The sequence below is a fragment of the Micromonospora sp. CNZ297 genome, assembly GCF_007827625.1.
Genome location: NZ_VISU01000015.1, coordinates 153,400 through 178,990, shown reverse-complemented (window position 1 = coordinate 178,990; position 25,591 = coordinate 153,400). Strand labels below are relative to the sequence as shown.

Below are 25,591 nucleotides of genomic sequence, written 5' to 3'. Positions count from 1 at the left end.
GCCCCGGGGGCCGGCGGGGGGGGGGGGGGGCGGGGGGGGGGGGGGGGGGGGGGGGGGGGGGGGGGGGGGGGGGGGCGCGGGGGGGGGGGGGGGGGGGGGGGGGGGGGGGCGGGCCGGGGGGGGGGGGGGGGGGGGGGGGGGGGGGGGCCCCCGGGCCCCCCACCCCTCCGTCGTGAAGATCTCCCATGCGGGCGAACCTACTTTACATTCGTTACTCGATTGTAACGGCGAGATGTCCGGTGACTTTCCGTCGTGCTCACCGTCATCTATGCCCGGTTTGCCGCGACATTTCGCCCTCCACGCCCTGCCTGGGCAGGGATCTCGTGACGCCTGGTCACCTCTCTGCCTCACCCCGGTGTTACCGCCGGGTAATCGGGGGGTTGTGAGCTGCACCGCATCGGGTGCACGATCAGGCTCGATCGTTACCCGTCGGTAACAGAGGACGGGCCCGGCGCGGGCCACCGGTTCCCCACCGGCCGCCGCGCACATTCGTTCGAGGAGGAACCCCGTGCAGAATCGGCTCGACAACCAGGGTCGTACCCGGTGGCGGCGGTTCGCCGCCATGATCGTGCCCACCACGGCCGCCGCCGGTGCCATCCTGTTCGGCATGTCGACCGGCGCCATCGCCTCCGACATCACCGTGTCCGGGCAGACGTTCAAGATCGGCGCCGACCGCCTGGAGGGTGAGGGCTTCAAGCAGTACGGCGGCATCGTCCGCGAGAAGGGCGAGGACGGGAAGGCCGGCGCGACCCGCCCGGTCGCGATGGCCGAGATCAGCAGCGCCGAGCTGTACAAGCTCTGCCAGTCCGTCCGCGCCGACCTGCCCGGCCTGCCGGTGGTGCTCACCATCAACGCCGGTGAGGGCAAGGACCCCGCCCGGGCCAAGGACCTCGTGATCGCGATGGACTCGCTCGAGGGCAACGCGACCTTCACCAACATCAAGATCGGACGCGACGCCAGCGACCTCAACCCGACGGCGCAGCGCGGCTCGTTCGGCCAGAACTCCGACCGGGTCACCATCCGTGACCTGAAGCAGGTCTCCCGCTACACCACTTCCTCGACGTTCAACCTGGTCGGGCTGCGGCTCAAGGTCAACGTGGGCGACGACGCCAAGGGCAAGGAGTGCTTCTGAGCTGAGCACGGCCCGCGGTGGCCGACCACCGCGGGCCCGCCCGATCGTTCCCGTCCCCGCTCCGCCAGGAGGAGTACGTGACAACCGTCGACCCGTCCCACGCCCGGCTCGGCACCGCGGCCCGGGCATGGCGTACCTTCCGCCGCTGGCAGCGGAGCCGGCCGTTCTGGGGCGGCCTGTTCATCATCCTGGCCGGGGTGGAGATGCTCGCCTCCACCCGGTTGACCCTCAACGGCCTGAGCTTCAGCAGCGGCGCCACCGGTCTGCTCTCGCTGCTGATCCCGGGCATCCTCGTGACCTGCGGGGTGCTGCTCTGGCTCAGCCCGCCGCAGCGGCTGTTCTACTCGATCGTCGCGGCGATCACGACCGTCTACTCCCTGATCGGGCTCAACCTCGGCGGCTTCTTCGTCGGTCTGCTGCTCGGCATCGTGGGCAGCGCGCTCGCGTTCGCCTGGGTGCCGACCCCTCCGGCCGGTCCCGCCGGTCCGGCCGCCGACGAGCGCGACGCCGCTGCGGACGCCGAGCCCGGCACCGCTGTGGACGCCGAGCCCGGCACCGCCGCGGACGGGCAGCCCGTGGACACGCGGCCCGAGGACGCACAGCCCGCGGACGAGCGGCCTACCGTCGAGGTGCCGGCCGGCGTACGGCTGGCCGTCGAGCAGCCGACTGCCGAGCGGCCGGGCGGGGAGCGGCCGGTCCCTCGGCAGTCGGTGAACGGGCAGGCGGCCGGATCCGACGGCGGCCCGCCGGAGTGGGCGGGGCGTTCGGCGGACCCGCGCGCCTTCGGCATCGTCCTCGTGGTGCTCGGCCTCGCCACCGCCGGCCTCGCCGTACAGCCCCGAGCGGTGCAGGCCGCCGCCCCGAGCAAGCCCACCGCCAGCGCCTGCCCGTCGAAGCCCGCCACGCCGACGCCCGGCGCGAGCGCGCCCACGGCGACGCCCACCCCGTCGCCGAGCGCGAGCCCGACGCGGGAGGGCAACATCATCACCGACTTCTTCGAGGGGATCGGTGACCTGTTCAAGGGCAGCAGCAAGAAGAGCGAGACGCCGTCGCCCACACCGACCGCGAGCGGATCGGCGGCCCCGACGAGCAAGCCGGCGACCCGGCCCGGATCGACCGAGTGCCCGGCGCCGGGCAATCCCGGCAAGGTGGACCCGGCGAAGCCCGGCAAAGTGGAACCCGGCAAGCCCCTGCCGCGTATCGCCGCCGACCCGAGCCTGCCGAAGGTGGGCCAGACGCCGTCGAAGCTCACCGGCTCCAAGGTGACCATGACCGGGCTGCGGTTCGAGGGGATCACCGACCTCCAGACCGAGCAGGGTGCGCTCAAGGTGCTGAAGTTCAGCATGAAGGAGGCGGTGACCGACGACTTCCTGCTGGTCGCCGACGGTCCCAGGGGCCGCACCCAGCGGTACGCGACCGACCGCCTCACGGTCCGCGACGACGTCGCGTTCTACTGCACCCGGTTCGTCGGCAGGCTCGCCGGTATCAAGCTGACGCTGACGCCGGACCTGCCGTTCCCGGACGGCCTGCCGGTCACGCTCCCCATCCCGGTGACGTTCACCGACCCGGTCATCGACCTGGCGTACGTCACCAGCAACACGCTCACCGGCCGGCCGACGTTGCGGCTGACGCTCGGCGCCTGACTCGGCGCCTGACCCGGCGGGTGCCGGCGGGACTCCCCGTCGGCACCCGGCACCGGCTCAGAGCCGGGCCAGCGCCTTGCGCAGCGGGTCCAGCCCCAGCGAGCCCAGGTCGAGCGCCTGGCGGTGGAACTCCTTGAGGTCGAAGTCGGCGCCCTTGCGGGCCTTCGCGTCCTCGCGGGCCTGCAACCAGATCCGCTCGCCCACCTTGTACGACGGGGCCTGACCGGGCCAGCCCAGGTAGCGGTTCAGCTCGAAGCGCAGGTTCTCGTCCGGCACCCGGCAGTGCGCCCGCATGAACTCCCAGCCCAGCTCCGGCGTCCACCGCTCGCCCGGGTGGAAGCCGAACGGGTTGTCCTTCGGGATCTCCAGCTCCAGGTGCATGCCGATGTCCACGATGACCCGGGCCGCGCGCAGCGCCTGCCCGTCGAGCATGCCGAGCCGGTCACCCGGGTCGTCGAGGTAGCCCAGCTCGTCCATCAGCCGCTCGGAGTAGAGCGCCCAGCCCTCGCCGTGCCCGGAGACCCAGCACAGCAGCCGCTGCCAGCGGTTGAGTAGGTCGGCCCGGACGGCGGTCTGGGCGACCTGGAGGTGGTGACCCGGCACGCCCTCGTGGTAGACGGTGGTCACCTCCCGCCAGGTGGAGAAGTCGGTGATGCCCTGCGGCACCGCCCACCACATCCGTCCCGGCCGGGAGAAGTCCTCGCTCGGGCCGGTGTAGTAGATGGCGCCGTCGCTCGTCGGCGCGAGGCAGCACTCGATCCGGCGCACCTGCTCGGGGATGTCGAAGTGGGTGCCGTTCAGCTCGATGATCGCCCTGTCGGCGAGCGCCTGCATCCAGTCCCGGAACGCCTCCTTGCCGCGTACCGTCCGCGCCGGGTCGGCGTCGAGCGCGCGTACCGCGTCGTCGACCGAGGCGCCGCGCCCGGCGATCCGCGCGGCCACCGCGCGCATCTCGGCCTCCAGCCGGGCCAGCTCGGCGAAACCCCAGGCGTACGTCTCGTCCAGATCGACCTTCGCGCCGAGGAAATACTGCGAGGCCAGCTCGTAGCGCTCCCGCCCGGCGGCCTGCTTCTCCCGGCCCACCGGCGCCAGCTCGGTGCGCAGGAACTGCCCGAACTCGGCGGTGGCGGCGGTCGCGGCGGCGGCGCCCTTACGCAGCTCCGCGCCGAGCGCGCCGTCCGCGTCGATCCGCTCGACCAGCCCGTGGAAGAAGTTGTCGCCCTCCGGGTCGACCCAGACGTCGCACTGCTTGGCGACCTCGACGAGTTGCACCCGCGAGCTGACCCGTCCCGCCGCGGCGGCCTCGCGCAGCGTCCGCTTGTAGCCGTCCAGCGCGGACGCGAAGCGGTTGAGCCGTGCGGCCACGTTCGCCCGGGCCTGTTCGCCGTCGGTCGGCATGAGGTCGAAGACCATCCGGATCTCGTGCAGCCCGCTCGCGATCACGTTGACCTCGCTGCCGGTCTCGCCCGCGTCGTAGCGGGCCAGCTCCAGGCCGAGGCGCTCCTGCATGGCCTCCTGGGCGGTCCGCTCCGCCTCGGTCTCCGCCTCGGTCACGTCGAGTTCGCCGAGCGTGCGGCGGGCCAGGTCGGCGCGCGCCGCGTAACCCTCGGGCGACAGGTCGTCGAGCTGGTCGTCGTAGCCGGCGATGCCGACGTAGGTGGCGCCGGTCGGGCTCAGCGGGGCCCACTCGGCCACGTACCGGTTGGCGAGGTCATCGATTCGTCCCACGAGGCGACCCTACGTGACCCCGCATCCGGAATACCGCGCGACTTCGTCGTACCTCTGCGGCAGAGTGTCAGGAGTGAACGTCGAGATCACTCCTGACCGCGCGCCGGCGCGGAGCTGGCTGCCCGGGTTCGTCGCGCTCGCCGCCATCTGGGGTTCCAGCTTCCTGTTCATCAAGGTCGGTGTCACCGAGCTGCACCCCGTGCACCTCACCCTCTACCGGGTGGCCACCGGTGCGCTGACGCTGCTCGTGGTGCTTGCCGTGCTGCGCGACCGGCTGCCCCGCGACCCCCGGGTCTGGGCGCACATGCTCGTGGTGGCCGCGTTCGGCGTCGCGGTGCCGTTCACGCTGTTCGGCTACGGCGAGCAGCGGGTCGAGTCGATGCTCGCGGGCATCTGGAACGCCACCACGCCGCTGATCGTGCTGCCGCTGGCGGTGCTGGTGTTCCGCACCGAGCGGCTGACCGTCCGGCGTGCGGTCGGGCTGGGGCTGGGCTTCGCCGGCGTGCTCGTGGTGCTCGGCGTCTGGGAGGGCGTGGGCGGCGCCCACTTCGTCGGCCAGCTCATGTGCTTCGGCGCGGCGGCCTGCTACGGGCTGGCCATCCCGTACCAGAAGAAGTTCGTCGCGGGCAGCGCGTACTCCGGGCTGTCGCTGTCGGCCGCCCAGCTGCTGGTGGCGACCGCGCAGCTCGCGCTCGTCGCGCCGTTCGTCGGCACGCCGCCGTCGCCGACCGGCCTCTCCCCGCGCGTGATCGCGAGCGTGCTGGCGCTCGGCGCGCTCGGCACCGGGCTCGCCTTCGTGATCAACATGCGCAACATCCGGCTGGCCGGGGCGAGCACGGCGTCCACCGTGACGTACCTGATCCCGGTGTTCGCGGTGCTCGTCGGCGCGGTGGTGCTCGGCGAGCGGATGAACTGGCACCAGCCGGTCGGCGCGTTCGTGGTGCTCGTCGGTGTGGCGGTCGCCCAGGGCCTGTTCGGGCGGCGTCGCCCACGCCCGGAGGCGGTGGCGCCCGCAGTCCGCGCCGCCGAGCCGGCCACCCGGGGCTGACGTTCAGCTACGGCCGGCCGTCCACTTCACCAGGCGGTCGGCCGTCCAGGTGTTCACCACCCGCTTCGCCGGTACGCCGCACAGCGCGGCACGCTCGCAGCCGAAGCGCTGCCAGTCGAGCTGGCCCGGCGCGTGCGCGTCGGTGTCGATGGCGAACCGGCACCCGGCCTCCAGCGCGAGGCGGATCAGCCGCTTCGGCGGGTCCTGCCGCTCCGGCCGGGAGTTGATCTCGACGGCCACGTCGTGCTCGGCACAGGCGGCGAAGACGGCGTCCGCGTCGAACTCGCTCTCCTTGCGGGTACGCGCCCGGTGCCCCCGGTCGCCCGGCCCGGTCACCCCGGCGGGCCGGGAGGAGACCATCCGGCCGGTGCAGTGGCCGAGGATGTCCAGGTGCGGGTTCGCGATCGCGGTCAGCATCCGGCGGGTCATCTTCGCCCGGTCGTCGTTGAGGCCGCTGTGCACCGAGCCGACCACCACGTCGAGGCGCGCCAGCAGGTCCTCGTCCTGGTCGAGTGAGCCGTCGGCGAGGATGTCCACCTCGATGCCGGTGAGGAGGCGGAAGCCCTTCGGCAGCGCCTCGTTGACGGCGGCGACGCGGTCGAGCTGCTTGCGCAGCCGCTCCGCGGTCAGGCCCCGGGCCACAGTCAGCCGCGGCGAGTGGTCGGTGAGCACCATGTACTCGTGGCCCAGCTCGACCGCCGCCAGCGCCATCTCCTCGATCGGTGAGCCGCCGTCGGACCAGTCCGAGTGGGTGTGGCAGTCGCCGCGCAGCGCGTCCCGCAGCTTCGCCGCCGCCTCGTCCAGGTCGGTGCCCTCGGTCGCCAGCAGGCGGCGCAGATAGACCGGCTCCTCGCCGGCCAGCGACTCGGCCACGCAGCGGGCGGTGACGTCACCGACGCCGGACAGCTCGGTCAGCTTGCCGGTGCGGGCCCGCTCGGCCACCTCGGCGGCGGGCAGCGCGCCGAGCGTCTTCGCCGCCGACCGGAACGCCCGGACCCGGTACGTGGCCTCGTTCGCCCGTTCCAGCAGGAACGCGATCCGGCGCAGGTCGGCGAGGGGATCCCGGGCACTCATGTCCTGGAACCTACGCGCATACGCCGTCCGCCGCGTGGCCCCGCAACCGCGAGTCGGTCAGCCGCTGCGGGTGGACCGGCCGGGCGAAGCCGGGCAGCCGTGCTTGCGCTGCCAGGCGGTGACCTCGGCGACCGGCGAGCGGTTGCCGCCCTTGCGCCACGAGTTCAGGTACGGCGCCGGCCAGACCACGCCCCGGCGGATCCACCAGTCGTCCGCGCCCGTGCATTTCGGGGAGAGCCCGAAGTGCAGGTGGCAGACGTTGTTGGCGTTCCCCGTACGGCCCACCTCGCCGAGCTGCTGCCCGGCACGCACCCGTACCCCGGCGTCGACACCCGCAGTGATCGCGCTCAGGTGCGAGCCGTAGTAGCGCACCCCGTCGTCGCCGAGCAGCGAGACGGAGAGCCCACCGTTGTCCGGGCCCAGCGGCCCGCGCTTGTCGAACCGGTCGACGCGGCTCACCTCCAGCACGACGCCGTCGGTCACCGCCACCACCGGTTCCCCGCAGTCGGCGAACACGTCGGTGCCCGGGTAGCCGCCGTGCGTCGGGTGGTAGTCGACGTTGCCGGCCCGTACCGGGAAGACCCGCTTCGCGTCGGTGCGCGCCGGCGACGGCGCGGCGGACGAGGAGGCGACCGGCGGGGCCGGGTCGGCGGGCTGCGCCGCCGTCGCGATCGGACTCGGTTCCTGCCACCTGTCGGCGCGCCCGGTAGGGGCGCCGCACCCGGCGACGAGCGCCGCGACGAGCAGCAGGACCGGGTACGCCGGCCGCGCGCGGCGTCCGATCGATGGCGAGCGCATCCGGTCATCCTGACAGACCACTACCGTAGGGACGAAAGCCGAACGCGGGACGGACGGTCCGGGAAAGGGGGCGGCGGTGACGCACGGGTGGCACGGCGGACCCGAGGGGACCGGTCCGGGGGCGTTCCCGCCACCACGTACGCCCTCGGGGCTGTTCCCGTCGAGCACGTCGATGCGGCCCAGCTACCGCGAGCCGTACCCGATCACCGGCGCCGGCGTCGCTGTCGGTGCGCTGGTCGCGTTCGCCTGGTTGCTGTTGTTCGGGCTGGTCGGCGGCGGCGTCGCCGGTTACGCCTGGTGGACGCTGCTGGCCGGCGGCCTGGCCTGGCTGGCCGCCGCGGTGCTGGTCCGCCACGGCGACCGGGGGGTGGCGACGGGCGTGGCGATCGTCACCGCGGGTGGCTGGAGCATCGCCGCAGCGATAGTCGCGATGCGGTGGGCGCAGACCGGGGACTGGCCGCTCTGGTGACCTTCGGTGCCGGTTTCGCTGCGTAGCGAAGGCCACCTTGACGTACGCCTGAGGACGGTCCACGCTCGCGGTATGGCCTGGACCACACCGCCGCGGCTCGACCCCGATCGGAGCCGCCGACGCCTGCAACTCCTCGCCGAGTTGGCCGGTGCCCGTGCGGTACAGCAGCGCCAGCGGCCGCAGCGGGCCCGCACCGAGCGGCTGCGCCAACTCATCGCCACCCGCCGGCGCGTCGTCGGCTGACCGGCTTTCTCTTCAGGAACGGCCGGCCCATACGGGGCGTTGACCGCTCGCCTGCCGACCCGACCGGTTAACGTGCATCGCGTGACGTGTCGGCGTGCTGCCGAGGCTGATTTGGGGGGACCGTGTCGTACTTCGCTGCTGCCGTGGCGCGCGTCGACGGCGGCTGGACCGCCGGTGAGGTGAGCCTGCGGGGCGTCACCGACATCGAGGAGGTCGCCGACCGGCTGCGCGACGTCGAGCCGGACGCCGACCTCTCGCTGCTGTTCGTCGAGGCCGACGACACGTACCTGGTCATCCTGCGCCTGGACGAGGGGGAGGACCTGCGGGTCTTCGGCTCGGACTCGGCGTACGCGGAGGAGTCCCGGCTGGGCGCGCTGCTCGTCGGCGACCTGAAGACCTCGGTGACTGGGCTGGAGGAGGTCGACGAGCCGCGCGCCTCCGGCGGCGACGACGACACCGAGCAACCCGCTGTCGACCCGGAGGCCGACCCGGTCGGTGACGCCGACCTCCTCGCCGACCTGGGCATCCCGGCGCAGAAGCTGCTGGCGCTCTGCGCGCACGAGGGCTCCATGCCGGCCGACGTGACAGCCGAGATCTGCCAGGTGCTCGGCTGCGCGGACGAGGTCGAGGAGCTGCGTGAGGTCTGAGCCCGGGGAGTCCCTGACGCCCGGCGCCGCCGAACCGGCCGACGCGACAGATCCGGCGCTGGAGACCGTACGCCCGGGGCAGCCTACCCCCGGCCGGGCCGGGCGCGTCGGTCCGGGCGCCGACGAGGCGCTCGCCGACCCGGGCGCGATCGGCCGCCGGCAGCGGCACGAGCTGTGGATGCGCCGGGCCCTGGAGGTCGCGGTGACCGGCCCGGACGATGCGACCCCCGACGCCGACGACGTGCCGGTCGGCGCGGTGCTCTACGGACCCGACGGCGCCGAGCTGGCGATCGGACGCAACGAGCGGGAGCTGACCGGCGACCCGACCGCGCACGCCGAGGTGCTGGCGTTGCGCCGGGCCGCGCAGCGGCTGGGCCGCTGGCGGCTGGACGACTGCACGCTCGTGGTGACGCTGGAACCGTGCACCATGTGCGCCGGGGCGATCGCGCTGGCCCGCGTCTCGACAGTGGTGTTCGGCGCCTGGGAACCCAAGACGGGCGCGGTCGGGTCGCTCTGGGACGTGCTGCGCGACCGCCGCGTCACGCATCGCCCCGAGGTGTACGGCGGCGTACTGGAACGCGAGAGCGCGACGTTGCTGCGCGCCTTCTTCCGCTGACCGCCAGGTCTCAGGCGTCGGCCGGGGCGGGGCGCAGCAGCGTCGCGGCGACCGCTCGGCCGACCTCGGTCCAGGCGGTCGGGCGCAGCGTGGCCGGGTCCAGCCGGACGATCGACCGGGTGCCGGTGGCGTGCACGGTCGCGCCGTCCACCGAGCGGAACTCGAAGGCGTAGCGGGCGCTGCTGGTGCCGAAGTGTTCGAGCCAGAAGTGCACAGCCACCGTGCCGACGCCGACGACCGGCGCCTGGTAGGTGATGGTGAACTCACGGACCGCGTGGAACACGTCGGGGGTGGCGTGCACGTCGCCCCGGAAGGCGACGCCGCGCTCGGCCCAGTAGGGAGTCAGGGCGCGTTCCAGCAGCACGGCGTAGCGGGCGTTGTGCAGGATGCCCATGGCGTCGAGGTCGTCGAAGTGCACCGGCACGTGCTCGACGTGCCCGAACTCGGCGACCTGCCGGTCAGCGGTGGCGTGGCTCATGACTGGCCTTCCGGTAGCAGGGTCGGATCCGGGCAGAGCGCCCGCAGCCGGGTCAGCAGGCCCTGGCGGGCGTGCCGGTAGGTGGCGTCCGGGTCGAGCAGCCGGGACCGCATCACCGCGCTGATCCCCAGCGCGTCGATCTCGTACGCGAGCAGCGGCACGTCCAGGTCGGCGGGAAGCTCGCCGAGGTCGACCGCCTCCTGCACGAGGCGCTCCAGCAGTGCGGTCCACCTGGCGAACGCCTCGGCGAGCCGGTCCCGGACCGGGCCGGGGCGGGCGTTGTACTCGAACTCGGTGTTGGCGAAGAAGCAGCCGCCGGGCAGCACCCGGGCGGCGTAGAAGTCGATCCGGGCCTCGTGCAGCGCGCGCAGCCGGCGTACGCCTCGTGGCGCGCTCAGAGCGGGGGTGACGATCCGTTCCTGCCACTGCGCCACGGCCCGGTCGACTGTGGCGAGTTGCAGTGCCTCCTTGGAGCGCCAGTGCGCGAAGAGGCCGGACTTGCTCACCTCCAGCCGGTCGGCGAGCTGGGCCAGGGACAGACCGTGCAGGCCGACCTCGGTCGCCAGCGCCACGGCGGTGTCCAGCACCGCGGTGCGGGTGCGGTCGCCGCGGGCGACGCGGCCGTCGGAGGTCATGCGATCAGCCTAGGGGAAACAAGCACGACCGGTCGTATTTATTTTTGTGACCCGGGTAACGCGCAACCGCCCCGCCACCGAGCGGTGACGGGGCGGCCCTGGATCGATCAGGTCAGGCGATGATGGTGTCCAGCGCGATCTCGACCATCTGGCCGAACGTCTGCTCACGCTCCTGCGACGTGGTCTTCTCGCCGGTCTTGATGTGGTCGCTGACGGTCAGGATGGTCAGCGCGCGGGCCTTGAAGCGCGCCGCGATCGTGTAGAGCGCCGCCGACTCCATCTCCACCGCCAGCACGCCGTAGTCGGCCAGCCTGTCGTACAGGTCGGGCCGGTCCGTGTAGAAGGCGTCCGCCGCCAGGATCGGCCCCACCCGCATGCTGATGCCGCGCCGCTCGGCCACCTCGACCGAGGTACGCAGCAGCCCGAAGTCGGCCACCGGGGCGTAGTCGATCAGCCCGTCGAAGCGTATCCGGTTCATGTTCGAGTCGGTGGACGAGCCGATCGCCGCCACCACGTCCCGCAGTTGCAGATCCTCGGTCAGGGCACCGCAGGAGCCGACCCGGATCAGCGACTTCACGCCGTACTCGTTTACCAGCTCGTGGGCGTAGATCGAGGCGGACGGCATGCCCATGCCGGAGCCCTGGACGGACACGTCGACACCGTTCCACTTCCCGGTGAAGCCCAGCATGCCGCGCACCGTCGTGTAGCAGCGGGCCCCCTCCAGGTAGGTCTCCGCGATCCACTTGGCCCGCAGCGGGTCGCCCGGCATCAGGACCCGCTCGGCGATCTCTCCCGGCTCAGCGCCGATGTGCGTACTCATGGCAAAGATCCTGCCAGGCCGGGCCGAGGGATACCGGTTCGGCGTCCAAGCCGGCGGTCCTGTACCCTCGTCGGCGGTGGCGTGTCCGAGTGGCCTAAGGAGCACGCCTCGAAAGCGTGTGAGGGTTTACGCCCTCCGCGGGTTCAAATCCCGCCGCCACCGCTCGTGAAATGCGAGAACGCCCGGGTCGATCCGCGAGGATCGCACCGGGCGTTCTCGCATCCCGTCACGAAGGAGCCGTCGGTGCGGCCAGCGTCGCCGCGCCTGTCACCGCACGCCGGGCCCGAAGCCTGTCGCGCTCATGGCGCGTATCACCGCAGGCGAGTCGAGCAGCCGTACCGCTGACTCGACGCAGAGTCCGCGAATGCACACCTCGAGCGGGTTGGCCGCCGGGAACAGCAGTTGGCCGTCCCGTTGTCGCCAGGCCTTCACCAGATCCGACGACCTGACGAACTCGAGCTGGGAATAACTGTGACTGCGGCCGCGCAGCGCATCGGCACCGAAGTCGCAGATTGCCAGGACGGTGAGCATCAGAGTGTCTTCGATGCTCCCGTCCTGGCCGGTCGGGTCGTCGACGTCGCTTCGCATCGCCAGCCGGAAGGCGCATCGCCCGGATGTGTAGCCGGTGTCGAGGAGGGAGCCGTCGAGGACTTTCTTCGAGAGGAGGGCTTCGACGGCGTAGCCGGCTGCTGTCGACGTCGACCGCGTCCTGCCGAAGGTGCCCTCCGCTCCTTCGAGTTGCCTCGTCTCGCCGCTCCTGATGACTCCGGTCTCCTGGATCGCCCACTCTGCCGGCACGCGCATGGTGGGGATGCTCACGACTCCTGGATGGCGGACGTTCCCCTCACTGCTCCGAATGCCGACCAGTACCAGCTCCGGGTCGTCGGCGGGCACCATGACGAGACCGATCACTGCTTGGGGAAGATCATTCGGTGCCCGGCGTCGAATCGTCGACGCCTCATCTCGAAGCCACATCGGTCCTCGCTCGAAGAATATCGATCTGTTTCGTTGGCTTGTATTTTCGGATAGGTCGGCGTGGTCAGTGACTGGCGGCAATTGGGCGAGCCAGAATGGTGGTGCGGAACCATCCCTCGCGCTGCGTCAACAGACGATTCAAACGATCAGTATACGCCTCGGTGTACAGGTCGGACTGGCTGACCACGAGGAGGTTCTCCTCCCGGTCCCAGTCCTCGGCTGCGACGAGTTCGTCGAAAGGCTCATGCCGGTTGAGCACCAACTCGAACACGGCGAAGCCGAGTTGTGAGCCGTCCGCCGTGGAAACGACCTGGTATCCGTGGAACTGGAATCGGCTCTCCGGGGCATCGAGGCCGCAGCAGATGAACAACTCCCGCTGCGCTGCGCGTATGAACGCCTTCACCGGGACCCCGAGCGGGCCATCGGTTCTGGTTGCCTGCCACATCGCGTCGGTGGCGGCATCCACGTGCCGGTCGGCGAATACCGGAACTCCCAGTGCGGTAGCCAGGTCCTCCTCAAGGAGCCTGCTGGTGATGAGCGAGTATTTTCCGAAGGAGTCGGTGTCCGAGAACTCGTTGCGCTGCCTGAGCATGACGACCGGGCCGCGGTTGGTGTTCGCGCGGATCATCACGGCCGCCACTGGCATGCAGGCGGGACGGGCCTGCCCGCCGGTCCCGTACGGCTCGAGGCCGTGTACGACGAGGTAAGGCGTCTTCTCGTCGTGCCAGCCTCCCGGCGGTGGGGGGCCGTTCACATCGCTCGCTTCGATCAGGTCACAGCGCACCTGCCGGATCGCCAGCTCTTCGCAGCCTTCGATCAATCGGCTGTGCATGTCATCTAGAATGGGATAGTTGTCGTCCGTCTCCTCGACCACCAGAAGGGGAAGGTCGTTGCTCTGATGGCCGGCCCCTATTGTCAACCAGAACTCTTTACGGCCTGTACTGCGGACGGTGACGTGCATCAGCATTTCCAAGAAATAGTGACGCATCCCCAGCAACTGCAATGCTTTGCTCCGCCTGGCAGCGGCGGCGGGGACCGCCCGCGCCTGCTGACGAGCGCAGTTTCGGATCGTGTCCACGGCCGCCTGCCAGTCCCGTACGACCGGCCCGAGCCCGACTCCGCTGCGCCCGGTGAGAATCATTGACGGCGTCGGTGTGACGTAATGCAGGCTGTCCCACGGGAAGTCCTTTTCGCTCTTGCGTACCTCCGCGGCAACTGTTGACATCGCCAGTACTACGCTCCGGCTGGCGATTCCGCATATCGAGATCTTCGAGGCCTCGCGTAACGTACGTTCCAGCTCGGAGCGCCGGTTCGCCTCCGGCGGCCCCACCAGATACTGGCTCCGTCGCAAAGCGTTCGACGACTTGGACGTGGCGGGGCCGGTTTTCCCCATCAATTCCTCGGTGAGCCGAAGATCCTCGTTGCCCCTGCCCCCATGATTTGCCATGTCGCTGTCCTCAAAGATGTGAACGATAGACGCGGGAGACCTCTCGGATCATGACCGTCCATTGCCGCAGGATGTCTTCCTCGTCGGCGTCTGATCTCGCCACCGCATTGGCGAGGCTGAGGCATGCCTCGCGAGCTGCCTGGTCCTTCAATCGCGCGGCCGACAGCACCAACCGACGACGTACCGCCGATTCCGATTCGGTCAAGGCGCGATAGACGCTGATGTCCTCGAACAGTCCCAGTATCTCGTCACATCTCGCACGCTGGTCCTCCCTTCTTCGCCGTCGACTCTCTCCCGACCCCGCAATCATCGGCGCGACAAGACCCGCGATCAGCCCTACGAGTGCCATGACTGCGGGAATGAGGGCTGGAACGACGGGCTGGTCCATGGCCTCCCCAGATCACGGTGCGCGACACGTAGGCGGACATCGAGATGGCCCCGTCATGGGCACCAATGCGGCCATTATCACATGAAAATGAAGCGCAGAGAATCATCCAATCAGGCCGTACCGGCGTCAGAGCTCAGGGCTTCGCTATTCGATAAGCGGCAGACCTGATAAATCGTCCCATTGGTCGAGCGTGGGTCGTTGAGCCGAGGCGCCGGAAGCGGCCGGGTGGAGGGCTGTGCCCGGCGGTCGCTGCCGAGCGTCAGCAGGGGCCGTAGCCCTCGTCGAAGAGGCGACGGGCCCAGTCCGCGTACCCGGCGATGATCTCGCGGACGGTGACGCCGTCGTGCAGGAACAGGTACGCGCGGTCGCCCTCGCGGGCGAGCAGCCCGGCGAAGCGGTGACTGCCGGGCGGTGCCGGCAGGTCGACGGCGCCGGGATACGCGGCGCGGACCTCGCCGACCGGCGTGCCGGCGCTGATGCCCTCGGGCGTGCTCATCGGGTCGTCGAGCCACAGCAGGACGAGCCGGTCGTCGACGAAGATCGGGCTGACCGAGCCGTGCCCCACAAGCGCGGGTCCGCATGCCTCCTCGTCGGCGCGCAGCACGCCGCGCCGGGTCAGGGCCGCCTCGGTGTCGCCGAACTCCGCGTTGCGCAGGCCTTCCAGGCTGACCACCTGGGCGGCGCCGACCGGGCGGGTGGGCCACTGTGGATGAACGCCGCTGCCGGCTGCGGACGCGGCAGCAAGCATCGCGGCAATAAAGCCGAATTGTCGTAGCTTCATGCAATCCCCCAGTCACCAACGGGGCCAGGGCGATGAGGTTGCTGGTGCTGGTCGGATTGGCGTAGTTCCCACTCTTCAGCCAGGTCGTCCCAGTAGTCGGCGGACAGTCCGCGGCGGCCGTGCGCCAGCCAGCCGTCCGTGTCGCGCTCGAGGTGCAGGCCCAGCTCGGCGAACGGGTCGATCCACGCGCCCGGCTCCGCGCCCAGCCGGGCCAGCGCCGTGTTGATCGGCCACTCGGTACGCGGCCGGTCCAGCGCGGCGTCGTACCGCGGGCCCCAGCTCACCTCGCCGCCCAGCCAGACCACCGCCGACTGGTGGCCCAGGCCGCCCGCGAACTCCGCCTCCAGGTACGCCACCGGGCTGATCCTCGACCAGCAGGCCAGCACCTCCGCCAAGGGCGGTGACAGCACCAGCCGGAACGGGCGCTCGGCGTGCGGCTCGTCGGTGGCGTAGTCCGGCAGGCCGCCGGTCAGTTCCTGCACGAGTTGCGGGGTGACCGGCAGCAGCGCGAAGTCCTGGCGGAGCGCGGCGAGCACCGCGTGGTCCAGGTCGGCGGTCTGCTCGCGAAGCAGCTCGACGTCGGCGACCACGGCGCTGAGCTGGTAACTCATCCGGTCCTCTCGGCGTCCACAGGCTGTGGATGGAACATGTGTACGAGGGTCTCAGGTGGTTCCGTTGGTCAGGTACCTCGGGCGTCCGTCGCTCAGCGCGGCCACCGCGTGACGCAGCCGATGCCAAACGTACGGGCGAAGCAGCGCCTGCGCATCATCGAGCGCAACGAATCGTGCGTCGGCCAGTTCGCCGTCAGCCGGTTTCAACGGCTCGGCGGGAGGCAGTGCGCCGCCGTCGAAGATGAACATCAAGCTGTCGTCCCAGGGGCCGTGCGGTGCCACCCAGTCCACGACCAGCAACGGTCCGACGCGCAGTTCGAGACTCAACTCCTCGCGTAGCTCCCGCTCGGCGGCCAGGTGCGGCGGCTCGTTCGCCTCGGCCATGCCGCCCGGCAGGTCCCAGTCGGGCTTGTAGCGCGGATCTACCAACAGGATGTCGCCGTCACCGTTGCGCAGCAGTACGTCAGCTCCCACCCGCTTCCGGGGCTGCCGCGCGTTGCCCTCGGCGAGGTGGACCTGCCAGGCTGCCGGATCTCGCTCGTACAGGGGACGCTCGTCGGCCATACCGACGATTGTCGGCCGTCCTCACGCCGTCGGCAGCGGCAGCGCCACCCATCTCCGCTCCCAGATGGCGTCGCGAAGCCGGTCCAGAAGCTGTGGCACGTCCGAGCACCGGGCGGCATGCGACCGCAGCAGCAGTGCGAGATGTCTGAGCTGGTCGAGGACAACGGCCGACACCAGCCCGTGGGTGAGTTCGACGGTCTGGTGCGTCAGGTCGCACGCCTCCTCGATCCGGGCCTGCCCGACGAGCGCGGTGGCCAGGAGCATCCGGGCGAGCGCCTGACTCCGCACCCGGCCGCCCGGCCGCTCGGCGACGTTGCCGTTGAGAATACGAAGAGCGGCCGTGACGTCACCGAGGCGAAGCAGGCAGCGCGCCGACTCGATATCGAACGAGGTGCGGTCGAATGGACTCAGCCATTCGGTGGGTGCAGGTGCCGCCTCCGCGAAGGCGGACTCAGCCCGCTGAAGGGAAGCACGGCAGTCGGCGGTGAGACCCGCTGCGGCGAGGCCGCGTGCCTGCAAGGCGAGAAGACGGGCGCGTGCCAGAGCACCGGCCTCCACTTGAGCGACAGCCCCGAGCCCGTCCCTGGCATGTGAGATCGCGGCCTCCGCGTTTCCGCCGTGGCAGGCGAGGTGGCTCAGGCTTCCGTGCACCTGCGCCACCAGCAGCGCGTCTCTGCTGTCGACGGCGAGCGCCAAGGCGTCAAGGAAATGTCGTCTACTCGTCGTGCTGTCCCCGGAATCGTGCGCCATCCAACCGGCCATCTCGCGCAGGGTGGCGGTCGCCATGAGTACCTGTGGGGACATGGCAGGAGGACCCGCCGGCCCGGAGAAGGCGGCAAGGTGCGTCAGTACGGTGCTGTAGAGGTTCTTGCCGCCGACCTGACGATCTGCGGACCGGAGTGCGCGGATCAGTTGAGGACCCACCTCCACGACATCGGCCGGCAGCGGGGTGTCGCCTGGTGCGGCCGGTAGTCGGAACCACAAGGTGTGCGCGGGTATCCGCAGCACGCGGGCCCAATGCGCCAGTCGGTCGAGGTGCACCACCTCCGGTCCGTTCTCGATGCGGCTCAGTTGCGCCTGCGTAATCCCGAACCAGCCGGCGACAGTGGTTTGGGGCAGCGGCTGTCGCCCGTGATAGGGATGGTGACGGTAGGCGCGGACAACGCGACCGAGGTGCCGATCCGCAAGCGCATGGCGAAGCGGTTCATGGGACCAGAAGCTGGGTGGAACGTCGGGAGCAGCGACGATGCGGTCCCGCTCCGCTCGTTGACAGGGAGCGCACCGTCCCGAGCCGTTGTCGGCAGCCAGGTTGGCGCCGCAACGCGCACACCTGCTTGGCCTCGATGCCGCGATCACTCACTTATTCAATCTGCTCAGTGACTGTCGGTTATGCACGCAATGCATAACCGGCCATGACTAGGACGAGAGCTTTGACGTGCCACGTACGAGAATTGCGTGATCGACCTCGTCGGGGGCTGTCGGATCGGGGTGGCGGCGTTCGTAGCCGGGGTGACGGCGGCCCGGCCCGCGGCCGGCGAGAGTGAAAGAGGAACCGATGGCGCAGTACCTGATCTCCGTACTCGACGACACGACCGGCTCGGCCACCGACGCGGAGATGGCCGCGATCGGTGAGTTCAACGAGCGGTTGCGAGCCGACGGCCACTGGGTCTTCGCCGGTGGGCTCGCGGCGCCGGAGACGGCCACGGTCGTGGACGCGCGGGGTGGCAGTCCGCTGCTCACCGACGGGCCCTACGTGGAGACGAAGGAGTACGTCGGCGGGTTCTGGATCATCGAGGCGCCGGACTTCGACGTGGCGCTGCCGCTCGCCGCGCTGGCGTCGCAGCGGTGCAACAGGCGGGTCGAGCTGCGGCCGTTCCTGGGCGCGTGAGCGACGTCGGCGAGGCGCTCACCCGGGTCCACCGCGAGGAGTGGGCCCGGGTGGTTGCCACGCTCGCCCGGCGCATCGGCGATCTCGACGTCGCAGAGGAGATGACAGCCGAGGCGTTCGCCGCCGCCGTCGAGCGGTGGTCGGCCGACGGCGTACCGCCGAATCCCGGCGCGTGGCTCACCACCACCGCGTACCGCAGGGCCGTCGACCGGATCCGGCGCGAGAGCCGGCGGGAGGACAAGCACCGGGAGGCGCTGATGCTGGCCGACGTGCCGGAACCGCTCGGTGCCATCGACGACGACCGGCTCCGCCTGATCTTCACCTGCTGCCACCCGGCGCTGGCCATGGAGGCGCGGGTGGCGCTGACGCTGCGCCTGGTCGGCGGGCTCACCGTGCCCGAGATCGCGCGGGCCTACCTGGTTCAGGAGGCCGCCATGAGCAGGCGGATCACCCGGGCCAAGACGAAGATCAAGGCGGCCGGGATCCCGTACCGGGTGCCGTCCCGCGAGGACCTCCCGGCCCGGGTCACCGGCGTGCTCGCCGTTCTCTACCTGATCTTCAACGAGGGCTATCTCGCCTCCGATCCGGGCAAGGAGGCGGTCCGCGCCGACCTGACCGCCGAGGCGATCCGGCTCACCCGGCTGGTCCGTACGCTGATTCCCGACGACCACGAGGCCACCGGGCTTTTGGCGCTGATGCTGCTCACCGAGGCCCGCCGGCCCGCCCGGGTCTCCGCGACGGGCGAACTCGTCGTCCTCGCCGAGCAGGACCGCAGCGCCTGGGACCGCGAACTCATCGCCGAGGGGCACGCCCTGGTCCGCGCGTGCATCGCCGCCGGACGGCCGCCGGGCCGCTATCAGATCCTCGCCGCCATAAACGCCGTCCACACCGACGCCCGCGACGCGCGGGACACCGACTGGGCGCAGATCGCCGCGCTCTACGACCATCTGGTACGCGTCGACCCGTCGCCGATCGTGCGGCTCAACCGGGCGGTGGCGGTCGCCGAACTGGACGGGCCGCAGGTGGCGCTCGCCGAGGTGGACGGGTTGCCGCTGGAGGGCTATCACGCGTACCACGCGACGCGCGCCGAGTTGTTGCGCCGGATGGGAAGGGGCGGGGAGGCGCGGGCGGCGTACGACAGGGCGATCGAGCTGGCGGGGAACAGCGCGGAGACGGCTTATCTGAAGCGGCGGCGGGACCAGTTGGGCGGCCGGTGAGGGGCGCCGCGGAGTACGACTCAGGGCCAGTCCCCCTGCGGGAACCGGCCCTGTCGTCTGCGAGCGGAGGATACGAGATTCGAACTCGTGAGGGTGTGAACCCAACACGCTTTCCAAGCGTGCGCCCTAGGCCTCTAGGCGAATCCTCCGCGAGCCAGGATACAGGTCCCGCGACGGCGGGCCACCCCACCCTCCCGGAAGATCCACAACCCTTCGGGTAGGCTTGGTGTCACCTCCCGTGCGGCGGTACCTCGTGAACCTCCCCAGGGCCGGAAGGCAGCAAGGATAAGCGAGCTCTGCCGGGTGCACGGGAGGCCTTTCTGTCTCCCGGGCCGGGTAACGTCGCTGCGGGTCGGGTCACGGGGTGGTGGGTGGTCACCCGGGGCCGACCGGCGCAGAATGGCTCGGTCGAGAGGAGGCGGGACGGGTGGCACTGGCCCTTTACCGCAAGTACCGGCCGCGGACGTTCGCCGAGATGATCGGCCAGGAGCAGGTCACCGAGCCGCTGTCGCAGGCGCTGCGCAGCGGGCGGCTCAACCACGCCTACCTCTTCTCCGGTCCGCGGGGCTGCGGCAAGACCTCCAGCGCCCGGATCCTGGCCCGCTCCCTCAACTGCGAGCAGGGCCCCACCCCCGAGCCGTGCGGGCAGTGTGACTCGTGCCGCGGGCTGGCTCCCGACGGCGGCGGCTCGATCGACGTCATCGAGATCGACGCGGCCAGCCACGGTGGTGTCGACGACGCCCGTGAACTGCGCGAGAAGGCGTTCTTCGCCCCGGCCCGCAGCCGCTTCAAGATCTACATCATCGACGAGGCGCACATGGTCTCGTCGGCCGGCTTCAACGCGCTGCTCAAGCTGGTCGAGGAGCCCCCTGAGTACGTCAAGTTCATCTTCGCCACCACCGAACCGGAGAAGGTTCTCGGCACGATCAAGTCGCGGACCCACCACTACCCGTTCCGGCTGTTCCCGCCGAAGGTGGTCCGCCCCTACCTCGAACAGCTCTGCGAGGCGGAGGGCGTCAAGGTCGAGCCGGCGGTCTTCCCGCTGGTGGTGCGCGCCGGCGGGGGCAGCATGCGCGACAGCCTCTCCGTGCTCGACCAGCTCATCGCGGGCGCCGGCCCGGAGGGCGTCGGCTACGCCCGGGCCGCCGCGCTGCTCGGTGTCACCGACGCCGCGCTGATCGACGAGATGTGCGACGCGCTCGCCGCCGGTGACGGCGCCGCCGCGTACGCCACCGTCGACCGGGTCGCCGAGGCCGGGCACGACTCGCGCCGCTTCGCCTCCGACCTGCTGGAACGCCTCCGCGACCTGATCGTCCTGCAGCAGGTGCCTGATGCCGCCGCCAGGGGCCTCATCGACGGCCCGGCCGACCAGATCGAGCGGATGGCCGCCCAGGCGCAGCGCCTCGGCCCGGCCACGCTGTCGCGCTGCGCCGACATCGTGCACAACGGCCTGGTCGAGATGCGCGGCACCACGGCGCCCCGGCTGCTGCTGGAACTGATCTGCGCGCGCATGCTCCTGCCCGGCGCGGACGACTCGTCCGGCGGCCTGCTCCAGCGCCTGGAGCGGATGGAGCGCCGGCTGACGCTCGGGGGCGCCGAGCTGCCGCTGGCCGCCGCCGACCCCGCGCACCCCAACCAGACCCAGGGGGTACGCCCGGCGGCTCCCGCCCCGGGCGCGGCTGCCGCCGCGGTCCACGCGGATTCCGCCGGCACGCCGGCGGCTGCCGGTGCCCCGACCGGCGCCGCCGCCGCACGTGCCGCTGCCGCCGCTGCGGTGGGTGCCCGGAACGCCGCACCCGGTTCCCGTCCGGCTCCCGCCGCGACGGAGCCGGCAGGCGACCCGGAGGCTGCTTCCCGCGCCCCGGCCGCTTCCGAGCGAGCCGCCGTCGATCCGGCCGCTTCCGGCTCGCCCGCTGCCGCCTCTGATGCTCCCGCCGCTGCCCGACGTCCGGTACCGCCGTCCGCTGTGATGCCCGACCCGGCCACGCCCGAGCCGCCCCGCCCCGGCGCGGCGAATCCCGGCGCGCTCGACGCGGTCGCGGTGCGCCGCGTGTGGCCCGAGGTGGTCGGCAAGGTCAACCGCAGCAACAAGCGGATCGCCGCGCTGATGCGGGACGCGGTGGTACGCGACCTGGACGGCGACACGCTCGTGCTGACCGTGAAGTCGACGGTGCTGGCGAAGATGATGGCCGACCACGCCGCAGTGCTGACCGACGCGCTCTACGAGGAACTGGGCGGTCGCTGGCAGATCCGCTGCGAGGTGGCGGGCGAGCGTGGCGCGTCCTCGCTCGGCGGCCCGTCCCGTCCGTCCGGTGCGAGCCGCGCGCAGGCCGACGCCGCACCAGGCCGCAACGCGCCCGAGAGCGCCCCGGCCCGCCCGGCGGCCGCCCCGTCCGGCCCGGCGTCCGACACCGGGTCCGGTCGCCCGGATTCCGGGGCGGTAGGTACTGCTCAGGGCCGTCCGGACGCCGACGCGGCCGATGCGGGACCGAGCCGTCCGGGCTACGACTCCGGACTCAACCGTCCCGGCTCCGACGCGGGACCGGGCCGCCCGGGTTCGGCCCACGCCGGGCCAGGCCGTCCTGACTCCGGTGTCGCCGGACGTCCGGCAACCGACGCCGTCGGCGGCGCCCCGGGACAGCCGGTGTCCGGCTCGGGCAGCGCCACTGGCAGCCGAGCCACTGGCAACCCGGCCACTGGTAGCCAGGCCGGGGGGCCGGCGGGCCGGGCAGGCGCGGGTTCGCCCGACGCCTCGCACCGTTCGACGGCGAGCCCTGCGGCAGACCAGACCGAGGAGGACTGGCCGGAGCCGGCCCGACCCGGTGGCACGGCCTCGGCCACCGGCACCGCCTCGGCGGCGAGCGGCGGCGACGGGGAGGACTGGCCGGCTGCGGCCCGTCCGGGCGGGGGCACGGCTACCGCTACCGCGCCTGTCGTCGTACCCAAGCCTGCGGCACCCGCGGCGGCGCCGGCGCCTGCCGCTGCGGCGAGGCCGGCGGGGGCGAAGAACAGCGCGATCGCGGCGGCGCGTGCGGCCGCGGCGGCTGCTGCTGCGGGCGGTGGTCCCGGCAAGGGGCCGCGCGCGGCGCAGCCGGCGCGGAAGACGGCCGATGCCGAGTGGGCGGGCGAGCCGCCCTACGACCCGGACTTCGACGGCCCGGTGCGAGGTGGGGGCGCGCCTGCGGCGGCACCCGCCTACGAGGGATTCGACCCGGGCGACGAGCCGCTGGACGACGTGATCGACGAGCGGACCGCCCGGCAGTCGAGCGAGGAGCAGGCGGTGCAGCTGCTGCGCGAGACGTTCGGCGCGGAGAAGATCGACGAGGTGGACGCGCGCTGAGCGCGCGCCGACCGCGATTCAGCGGTGCCGTGGCCCGACTAGGCTGGGCGCGGCCGAGCAGACGAGTGGAAGAAGGAGCGGTCCGTGCGCCCAGGTGGACAGCCGAACATGCAGCAGATGCTGAAGCAGGCGCAGAAGATGCAGCAGCAGATCGCCAAGGCCCAGGCCGAGCTGGCCGAGGCGGAGCTGACCGGCACCGCCGGCGGGGGTCTGGTCACCGCGACGGTCGCCGGTACCGGTGAGCTGAAGGCGATCAAGATCGACCCGAAGGCGGTCGACCCGGAGGACGTCGAGACGCTGGAGGACCTTGTGGTCGCGGCCGTGCACAACGCCGCCGAGGCGGCCCGCGAGCTGACCGAGAAGAAGATGGGCCCGGTCGCGGGCGGCATGGGCGGCCTCGGCCTGTCCGGGTTCTGAGCCGGCAGATGTACGAGGGTGCCATCCAGGATCTGATCGACGAGCTGGGCCGGTTGCCGGGCGTGGGCCCGAAGAGCGCTCAGCGGATCGCGTTCCACGTGCTGTCGGCGGATCCGGCCGACGTCAACCGGCTGGCCGGCGCGCTGCGCAAGGTCAAGGACCTGGTCCGGTTCTGCACGACCTGCTACAACGTGGCCGAGTCGGAGCAGTGCCGGATCTGCCGCGACCCACGGCGTACCGACGAGGTGCTCTGTGTGGTCGAGGAGCCGAAGGACGTGGTGGCGATCGAGCGGACCGGCGAGTTCCGCGGGCGCTACCACGTGCTCGGCGGCGCGATCAATCCGCTGGAGGGCATCGGCCCGGACAACCTGCGGATCCGTGAGCTGATGACCCGCCTCGGCGGCGGCGAGGTCCGCGAGCTGATCCTCGCCACCGACCCGAACACCGAGGGCGAGGCGACCGCCACCTATCTGGCGCTGATGGTCAAGCCGATGGGGATCGCGGTGACCCGGCTCGCGAGTGGACTGCCGGTCGGCGGCGACCTGGAGTACGCCGACGAGATCACGCTGGGCCGGGCCTTCGAGGGCCGACGGGCCGTCTGAATCCGGTCGTGCCGCCTCCGGCGGGTGCCCTGCGGGGTGCCCGCCGGACGTGTCTCCGGGCCGGAACGGGATGCTCGTCGATCTAACAGGAACGTGCGTCCGGGACCGGATCGACGTAATAAATTCGGCCTTCTAGCCGACGAAACATCGGAAACGCAAGGGATTCTCCTTCGATTCGTATGCCTCGTTGCGGAACAGACACGATTCGATACCAACCCGCCCCCCGCCCGTTTCCGCGCCGTCCACCCGAGGGCTAAGGTCTGCGCACATCGGTGACCCTGTCACCACGTTGTCCGTACCCCCAAGGACGAGGTGAAGCACCATGCGTGCATCCAGGCCGAAGGTCGCAATCGCGGCCATCGCGGTCGCGGCCCTCGCGGTTGCAGGCTGCGCCGAGAGCGACCGTGAGAGTGGCTCCGGAGATAGCAAGAAGGACACCCTCGTCTTCGGCGTCGCCGGAGACCCGAAGGTGCTCGACCCCAGCTTCGCCAGCGACGGTGAGTCGCTGCGCGTGGCGCGCCAGGTCTTCGAGACCCTGGTCCGTCCGGAGGAGGGCGGCACCAAGGTGACGCCGGGCCTCGCCGAGTCCTGGACGCCGGATGCGGCGGGCACGACCTGGACGTTCAAGCTCCGCTCGGGCGTCAAGTTCCACGACGGCACCGACTTCAACGCCGAGGCCGTCTGCGCCAACTTCGACCGCTGGTACAACGCCAAGGGCCTCATGCAGAGCCCGGACGTGACCGCGTACTGGCAGGACGTCATGGGCGGGTTCGCCAAGAACGAGAACCCGGACCTGCCGCCGAGCCTCTTCAAGTCCTGCACCGCCAAGGACGCCACCACTGTGGACCTGGCGTTCACCCGGGTCTCCAGCAAGATCCCGGCCGCGCTCATGCTGCCGTCGTTCTCGATCCAGAGCCCCAAGGCGATGGAGCAGTACGACGCCAGCAACGTGACCGGCACCGCCGAGGACATCAAGTACCCCGCGTACGCGATGGAGCACCCGACCGGCACCGGCCCGTTCAAGTTCAAGGCGTGGGACATCGCGAACAAGTCGCTCACCATCGAGCGCAACGACGACTACTACGGCGACAAGGCCAAGCTGAAGACCATCATCTTCAAGACGATCTCGGACGAGAACGCCCGCAAGCAGGCGCTCCGCTCGGGTGACATCCAGGGCTACGACCTGGTCGGCCCGGCGGACGTGGAGCCGCTGAAGAAGGAGGGCTTCAACGTCCTCACCCGGCCCGCCTTCAACATCCTCTACCTGGCGATCAACCAGAAGGGGAACCCGAAGCTGGCCGACCTGAAGGTCCGGCAGGCCATCGCGCACGCGCTGAACCGGCAGGCCCTGGTCGACTCGAAGCTGCCCCCGGGCGCCAAGGTCGCGATGAACTTCTTCCCGGACACCGTCGAGGGCTGGAACGGCGACGTCACCAAGTACGACTACAACCCGGAGAAGGCCAAGCAGCTGCTGGCCGAAGCCGGCGCGTCGAACCTGACGCTGAAGTTCCACTACCCGACCGAGGTCACCCGGCCGTACATGCCGAACCCGAAGGACATCTTCGAGCTGCTCTCGGCGGACCTCAAGGCGGTCGGCATCAACGTCCAGGCCATCCCGCTGAAGTGGAGCCCGGACTACCTCAACGCCACCACCTCCGGCAACAAGCACGACCTGCACTTCCTCGGCTGGACCGGTGACTACGGCGACGCGTACAACTTCATCGGCACCTTCTTCGACCGCCCGAAGGACGAGTGGGGCTTCAACAACCCCCAGCTCTTCGCGCAGTTCAAGGACGCCGACACCACCGCCGACGCGGCGGCCCGTACGGAGAAGTACAAGGCACTGAACAAGACGATCATGGACTTCCTGCCGGGCGTGCCGATCTCGCACTCCCCGCCGGCGATCGTGTTCGGCAAGGACGTGACCGGGATCAAGGCGAGCCCGCTCACCGACGAGCGGTACGCGACCGCAGAGTTCAAGTGATCTGAAGGCACCGTACGCGGGCGGGCGCTGTGACCACAGCGCCCGC

26 protein-coding genes, 2 tRNA genes and 1 other RNA gene are annotated in these 25,591 nt (G+C 71.2%); 15 read left to right on the top strand and 14 right to left on the bottom strand.

What is annotated here, in order from left to right:
* The first annotated feature begins 508 nt into the window (after positions 1-508).
* Both FB454_RS24100 and FB454_RS24095 read left to right on the top strand, forming a co-directional pair.
* Positions 509-1,132 carry a DUF6230 family protein gene (locus FB454_RS24100; protein WP_013289072.1) on the top strand — a complete coding sequence of 208 codons (624 nt, stop codon included), beginning with the start codon at positions 509-511 and terminating at the stop codon, positions 1,130-1,132.
* A 77-nt stretch (positions 1,133-1,209) separates the two neighbouring features.
* Positions 1,210-2,775, top strand: coding sequence for a DUF6114 domain-containing protein (locus FB454_RS24095; protein WP_145823515.1), 1,566 nt, complete (start codon positions 1,210-1,212; stop codon positions 2,773-2,775).
* 57 nt (positions 2,776-2,832) lie between these two features.
* Here the strand turns inward: FB454_RS24095 and FB454_RS24090 are convergent, their stop codons facing one another.
* Complete coding sequence (locus FB454_RS24090) at positions 2,833-4,503, bottom strand: DUF885 domain-containing protein (RefSeq protein WP_123110603.1); 1,671 nt, start codon at positions 4,501-4,503, stop codon at positions 2,833-2,835.
* A gap of 73 nt (positions 4,504-4,576) precedes the next feature.
* On the opposite strand from FB454_RS24090, the gene FB454_RS24085 reads away from it, so the two are divergent.
* Positions 4,577-5,551 (top strand): DMT family transporter, encoded by a 975-nt coding sequence (locus FB454_RS24085; protein WP_174361751.1) that lies wholly within the window; start codon positions 4,577-4,579, stop codon positions 5,549-5,551.
* 3 nt (positions 5,552-5,554) lie between these two features.
* On the opposite strand, the gene FB454_RS24080 is transcribed toward FB454_RS24085, so the two are convergent.
* The gene (locus tag FB454_RS24080) at positions 5,555-6,625 is read right to left on the bottom strand and encodes a PHP domain-containing protein (protein WP_145823514.1); all 1,071 of its coding nucleotides are present in this window, start codon (positions 6,623-6,625) and stop codon (positions 5,555-5,557) included.
* Positions 6,626-6,682: 57 nt separating this feature from the next.
* A complete protein-coding gene (locus FB454_RS24075) occupies positions 6,683-7,423 on the bottom strand; it encodes a M23 family metallopeptidase (protein WP_071097446.1) in 741 nt (246 codons plus the stop codon).
* Positions 7,424-7,595: 172 nt separating this feature from the next.
* Here FB454_RS24075 and FB454_RS24070 point away from each other — a divergent pair, with 172 nt between their 5' ends.
* The 4 genes from FB454_RS24070 (at position 7,596) to FB454_RS24060 (ending at position 9,398) form a co-directional block, all read left to right on the top strand.
* Positions 7,596-7,892 carry a hypothetical protein gene (locus FB454_RS24070; RefSeq protein WP_013289066.1) on the top strand — a complete coding sequence of 99 codons (297 nt, stop codon included), beginning with the start codon at positions 7,596-7,598 and terminating at the stop codon, positions 7,890-7,892.
* A gap of 72 nt (positions 7,893-7,964) precedes the next feature.
* Complete coding sequence (locus tag FB454_RS34995) at positions 7,965-8,135, top strand: hypothetical protein (RefSeq protein WP_018786529.1); 171 nt, start codon at positions 7,965-7,967, stop codon at positions 8,133-8,135.
* A 122-nt stretch (positions 8,136-8,257) separates the two neighbouring features.
* The gene (locus tag FB454_RS24065) at positions 8,258-8,782 is read left to right on the top strand and encodes a tRNA adenosine deaminase-associated protein (protein ID WP_013474946.1); all 525 of its coding nucleotides are present in this window, start codon (positions 8,258-8,260) and stop codon (positions 8,780-8,782) included.
* Between the two features lie 148 nt (positions 8,783-8,930).
* The gene (locus FB454_RS24060; RefSeq protein WP_030274955.1) at positions 8,931-9,398 is read left to right on the top strand and encodes a nucleoside deaminase; all 468 of its coding nucleotides are present in this window, start codon (positions 8,931-8,933) and stop codon (positions 9,396-9,398) included.
* 10 nt (positions 9,399-9,408) lie between these two features.
* On the opposite strand, the gene FB454_RS24055 is transcribed toward FB454_RS24060, so the two are convergent.
* The 3 genes from FB454_RS24055 to deoD form a co-directional block, all read right to left on the bottom strand.
* The gene (locus tag FB454_RS24055) at positions 9,409-9,876 is read right to left on the bottom strand and encodes an acyl-CoA thioesterase (protein ID WP_013289063.1); all 468 of its coding nucleotides are present in this window, start codon (positions 9,874-9,876) and stop codon (positions 9,409-9,411) included.
* The gene (locus tag FB454_RS24050; protein WP_030274957.1) at positions 9,873-10,511 is read right to left on the bottom strand and encodes a TetR/AcrR family transcriptional regulator; all 639 of its coding nucleotides are present in this window, start codon (positions 10,509-10,511) and stop codon (positions 9,873-9,875) included. Before FB454_RS24050 ends, FB454_RS24055 begins: the two co-directional genes overlap by 4 nt.
* Positions 10,512-10,623: 112 nt before the next feature.
* Positions 10,624-11,331: a purine-nucleoside phosphorylase gene (gene deoD / locus FB454_RS24045; RefSeq protein ID WP_030274959.1), complete on the bottom strand. Its 708-nt coding sequence runs from the start codon at positions 11,329-11,331 to the stop codon at positions 10,624-10,626.
* A 75-nt stretch (positions 11,332-11,406) separates the two neighbouring features.
* Between deoD and FB454_RS24040 the strand changes: the two genes are divergently transcribed.
* Positions 11,407-11,493 (top strand) — tRNA-Ser (locus tag FB454_RS24040).
* A gap of 105 nt (positions 11,494-11,598) precedes the next feature.
* Here FB454_RS24040 and FB454_RS24035 read toward each other — a convergent pair.
* The 7 genes from FB454_RS24035 to FB454_RS24005 all read right to left on the bottom strand — a co-directional run bounded on the left by FB454_RS24035 (position 11,599) and on the right by FB454_RS24005 (position 17,453).
* Entirely contained in the window at positions 11,599-12,150 is a 552-nt protein-coding gene (locus FB454_RS24035) for a hypothetical protein (protein ID WP_225319525.1), read from the bottom strand.
* A 220-nt stretch (positions 12,151-12,370) separates the two neighbouring features.
* A complete protein-coding gene (locus FB454_RS24030; protein WP_013289059.1) occupies positions 12,371-13,753 on the bottom strand; it encodes a hypothetical protein in 1,383 nt (460 codons plus the stop codon).
* 10 nt (positions 13,754-13,763) lie between these two features.
* The gene (locus FB454_RS24025) at positions 13,764-14,141 is read right to left on the bottom strand and encodes a hypothetical protein (protein WP_041799133.1); all 378 of its coding nucleotides are present in this window, start codon (positions 14,139-14,141) and stop codon (positions 13,764-13,766) included.
* A 259-nt stretch (positions 14,142-14,400) separates the two neighbouring features.
* Complete coding sequence (locus FB454_RS24020; protein WP_013289058.1) at positions 14,401-14,922, bottom strand: hypothetical protein; 522 nt, start codon at positions 14,920-14,922, stop codon at positions 14,401-14,403.
* Positions 14,919-15,533: a hypothetical protein gene (locus tag FB454_RS24015; protein WP_030274963.1), complete on the bottom strand. Its 615-nt coding sequence runs from the start codon at positions 15,531-15,533 to the stop codon at positions 14,919-14,921. The genes FB454_RS24020 and FB454_RS24015 overlap by 4 nt, the downstream gene beginning before the upstream one ends.
* A 51-nt stretch (positions 15,534-15,584) precedes the next feature.
* Positions 15,585-16,097: an NUDIX domain-containing protein gene (locus tag FB454_RS24010; protein WP_145823513.1), complete on the bottom strand. Its 513-nt coding sequence runs from the start codon at positions 16,095-16,097 to the stop codon at positions 15,585-15,587.
* A gap of 21 nt (positions 16,098-16,118) precedes the next feature.
* Positions 16,119-17,453, bottom strand: coding sequence for an NsdA family TPR-like regulatory protein (locus FB454_RS24005; protein WP_145823512.1), 1,335 nt, complete (start codon positions 17,451-17,453; stop codon positions 16,119-16,121).
* 199 nt (positions 17,454-17,652) lie between these two features.
* Here FB454_RS24005 and FB454_RS24000 point away from each other — a divergent pair, with 199 nt between their 5' ends.
* A complete protein-coding gene (locus FB454_RS24000) occupies positions 17,653-17,985 on the top strand; it encodes a YciI family protein (protein ID WP_013289054.1) in 333 nt (110 codons plus the stop codon).
* Positions 17,982-19,202, top strand: coding sequence for an RNA polymerase sigma factor (locus FB454_RS23995; RefSeq protein WP_013289053.1), 1,221 nt, complete (start codon positions 17,982-17,984; stop codon positions 19,200-19,202). The genes FB454_RS24000 and FB454_RS23995 overlap by 4 nt, the downstream gene beginning before the upstream one ends.
* A gap of 64 nt (positions 19,203-19,266) precedes the next feature.
* Here FB454_RS23995 and FB454_RS23990 read toward each other — a convergent pair.
* Positions 19,267-19,351, bottom strand: a tRNA-Ser gene (locus FB454_RS23990).
* Between the two features lie 81 nt (positions 19,352-19,432).
* On the opposite strand from FB454_RS23990, the gene ffs reads away from it, so the two are divergent.
* The 5 genes from ffs to FB454_RS23965 all read left to right on the top strand — a co-directional run bounded on the left by ffs (position 19,433) and on the right by FB454_RS23965 (position 25,545).
* Positions 19,433-19,522: signal recognition particle sRNA small type (ffs, locus tag FB454_RS23985), an RNA gene on the top strand.
* Positions 19,523-19,629: 107 nt separating this feature from the next.
* Complete coding sequence (locus tag FB454_RS23980; RefSeq protein WP_145823511.1) at positions 19,630-22,542, top strand: DNA polymerase III subunit gamma and tau; 2,913 nt, start codon at positions 19,630-19,632, stop codon at positions 22,540-22,542.
* Positions 22,543-22,650: 108 nt separating this feature from the next.
* Positions 22,651-22,959, top strand: coding sequence for a YbaB/EbfC family nucleoid-associated protein (locus FB454_RS23975; protein WP_013289051.1), 309 nt, complete (start codon positions 22,651-22,653; stop codon positions 22,957-22,959).
* A gap of 8 nt (positions 22,960-22,967) precedes the next feature.
* Positions 22,968-23,561, top strand: a complete 594-nt coding sequence (gene recR, locus FB454_RS23970; RefSeq protein ID WP_013289050.1) for a recombination mediator RecR — start codon at positions 22,968-22,970, stop codon at positions 23,559-23,561.
* A 322-nt stretch (positions 23,562-23,883) separates the two neighbouring features.
* Positions 23,884-25,545 (top strand): ABC transporter substrate-binding protein, encoded by a 1,662-nt coding sequence (locus tag FB454_RS23965; RefSeq protein WP_013289049.1) that lies wholly within the window; start codon positions 23,884-23,886, stop codon positions 25,543-25,545.
* Positions 25,546-25,591 lie beyond the last annotated feature (46 nt).

Coding starts and splice junctions, on each gene's coding strand:
- FB454_RS24080 (WP_145823514.1), bottom strand. CDS start 6,625: ATGAGTGCCCGGGATCCCCTCGCCGACCTGCGCCGGATCGCGTTCCTG.
- FB454_RS24020 (WP_013289058.1), bottom strand. CDS start 14,922: ATGAAGCTACGACAATTCGGCTTTATTGCCGCGATGCTTGCTGCCGCG.
- FB454_RS34995 (WP_018786529.1), top strand. CDS start 7,965: ATGGCCTGGACCACACCGCCGCGGCTCGACCCCGATCGGAGCCGCCGA.
- FB454_RS24050 (WP_030274957.1), bottom strand. CDS start 10,511: ATGACCTCCGACGGCCGCGTCGCCCGCGGCGACCGCACCCGCACCGCG.
- recR (WP_013289050.1), top strand. CDS start 22,968: ATGTACGAGGGTGCCATCCAGGATCTGATCGACGAGCTGGGCCGGTTG.
- FB454_RS23975 (WP_013289051.1), top strand. CDS start 22,651: ATGCAGCAGATGCTGAAGCAGGCGCAGAAGATGCAGCAGCAGATCGCC.
- FB454_RS24070 (WP_013289066.1), top strand. CDS start 7,596: ATGCGGCCCAGCTACCGCGAGCCGTACCCGATCACCGGCGCCGGCGTC.
- FB454_RS24025 (WP_041799133.1), bottom strand. CDS start 14,141: ATGGACCAGCCCGTCGTTCCAGCCCTCATTCCCGCAGTCATGGCACTC.
- FB454_RS24075 (WP_071097446.1), bottom strand. CDS start 7,423: ATGCGCTCGCCATCGATCGGACGCCGCGCGCGGCCGGCGTACCCGGTC.
- FB454_RS24010 (WP_145823513.1), bottom strand. CDS start 16,097: ATGGCCGACGAGCGTCCCCTGTACGAGCGAGATCCGGCAGCCTGGCAG.
- deoD (WP_030274959.1), bottom strand. CDS start 11,331: ATGAGTACGCACATCGGCGCTGAGCCGGGAGAGATCGCCGAGCGGGTC.
- FB454_RS24030 (WP_013289059.1), bottom strand. CDS start 13,753: ATGGCAAATCATGGGGGCAGGGGCAACGAGGATCTTCGGCTCACCGAG.
- FB454_RS24000 (WP_013289054.1), top strand. CDS start 17,653: ATGGCGCAGTACCTGATCTCCGTACTCGACGACACGACCGGCTCGGCC.
- FB454_RS24015 (WP_030274963.1), bottom strand. CDS start 15,533: ATGAGTTACCAGCTCAGCGCCGTGGTCGCCGACGTCGAGCTGCTTCGC.
- FB454_RS23965 (WP_013289049.1), top strand. CDS start 23,884: ATGCGTGCATCCAGGCCGAAGGTCGCAATCGCGGCCATCGCGGTCGCG.
- FB454_RS24055 (WP_013289063.1), bottom strand. CDS start 9,876: ATGAGCCACGCCACCGCTGACCGGCAGGTCGCCGAGTTCGGGCACGTC.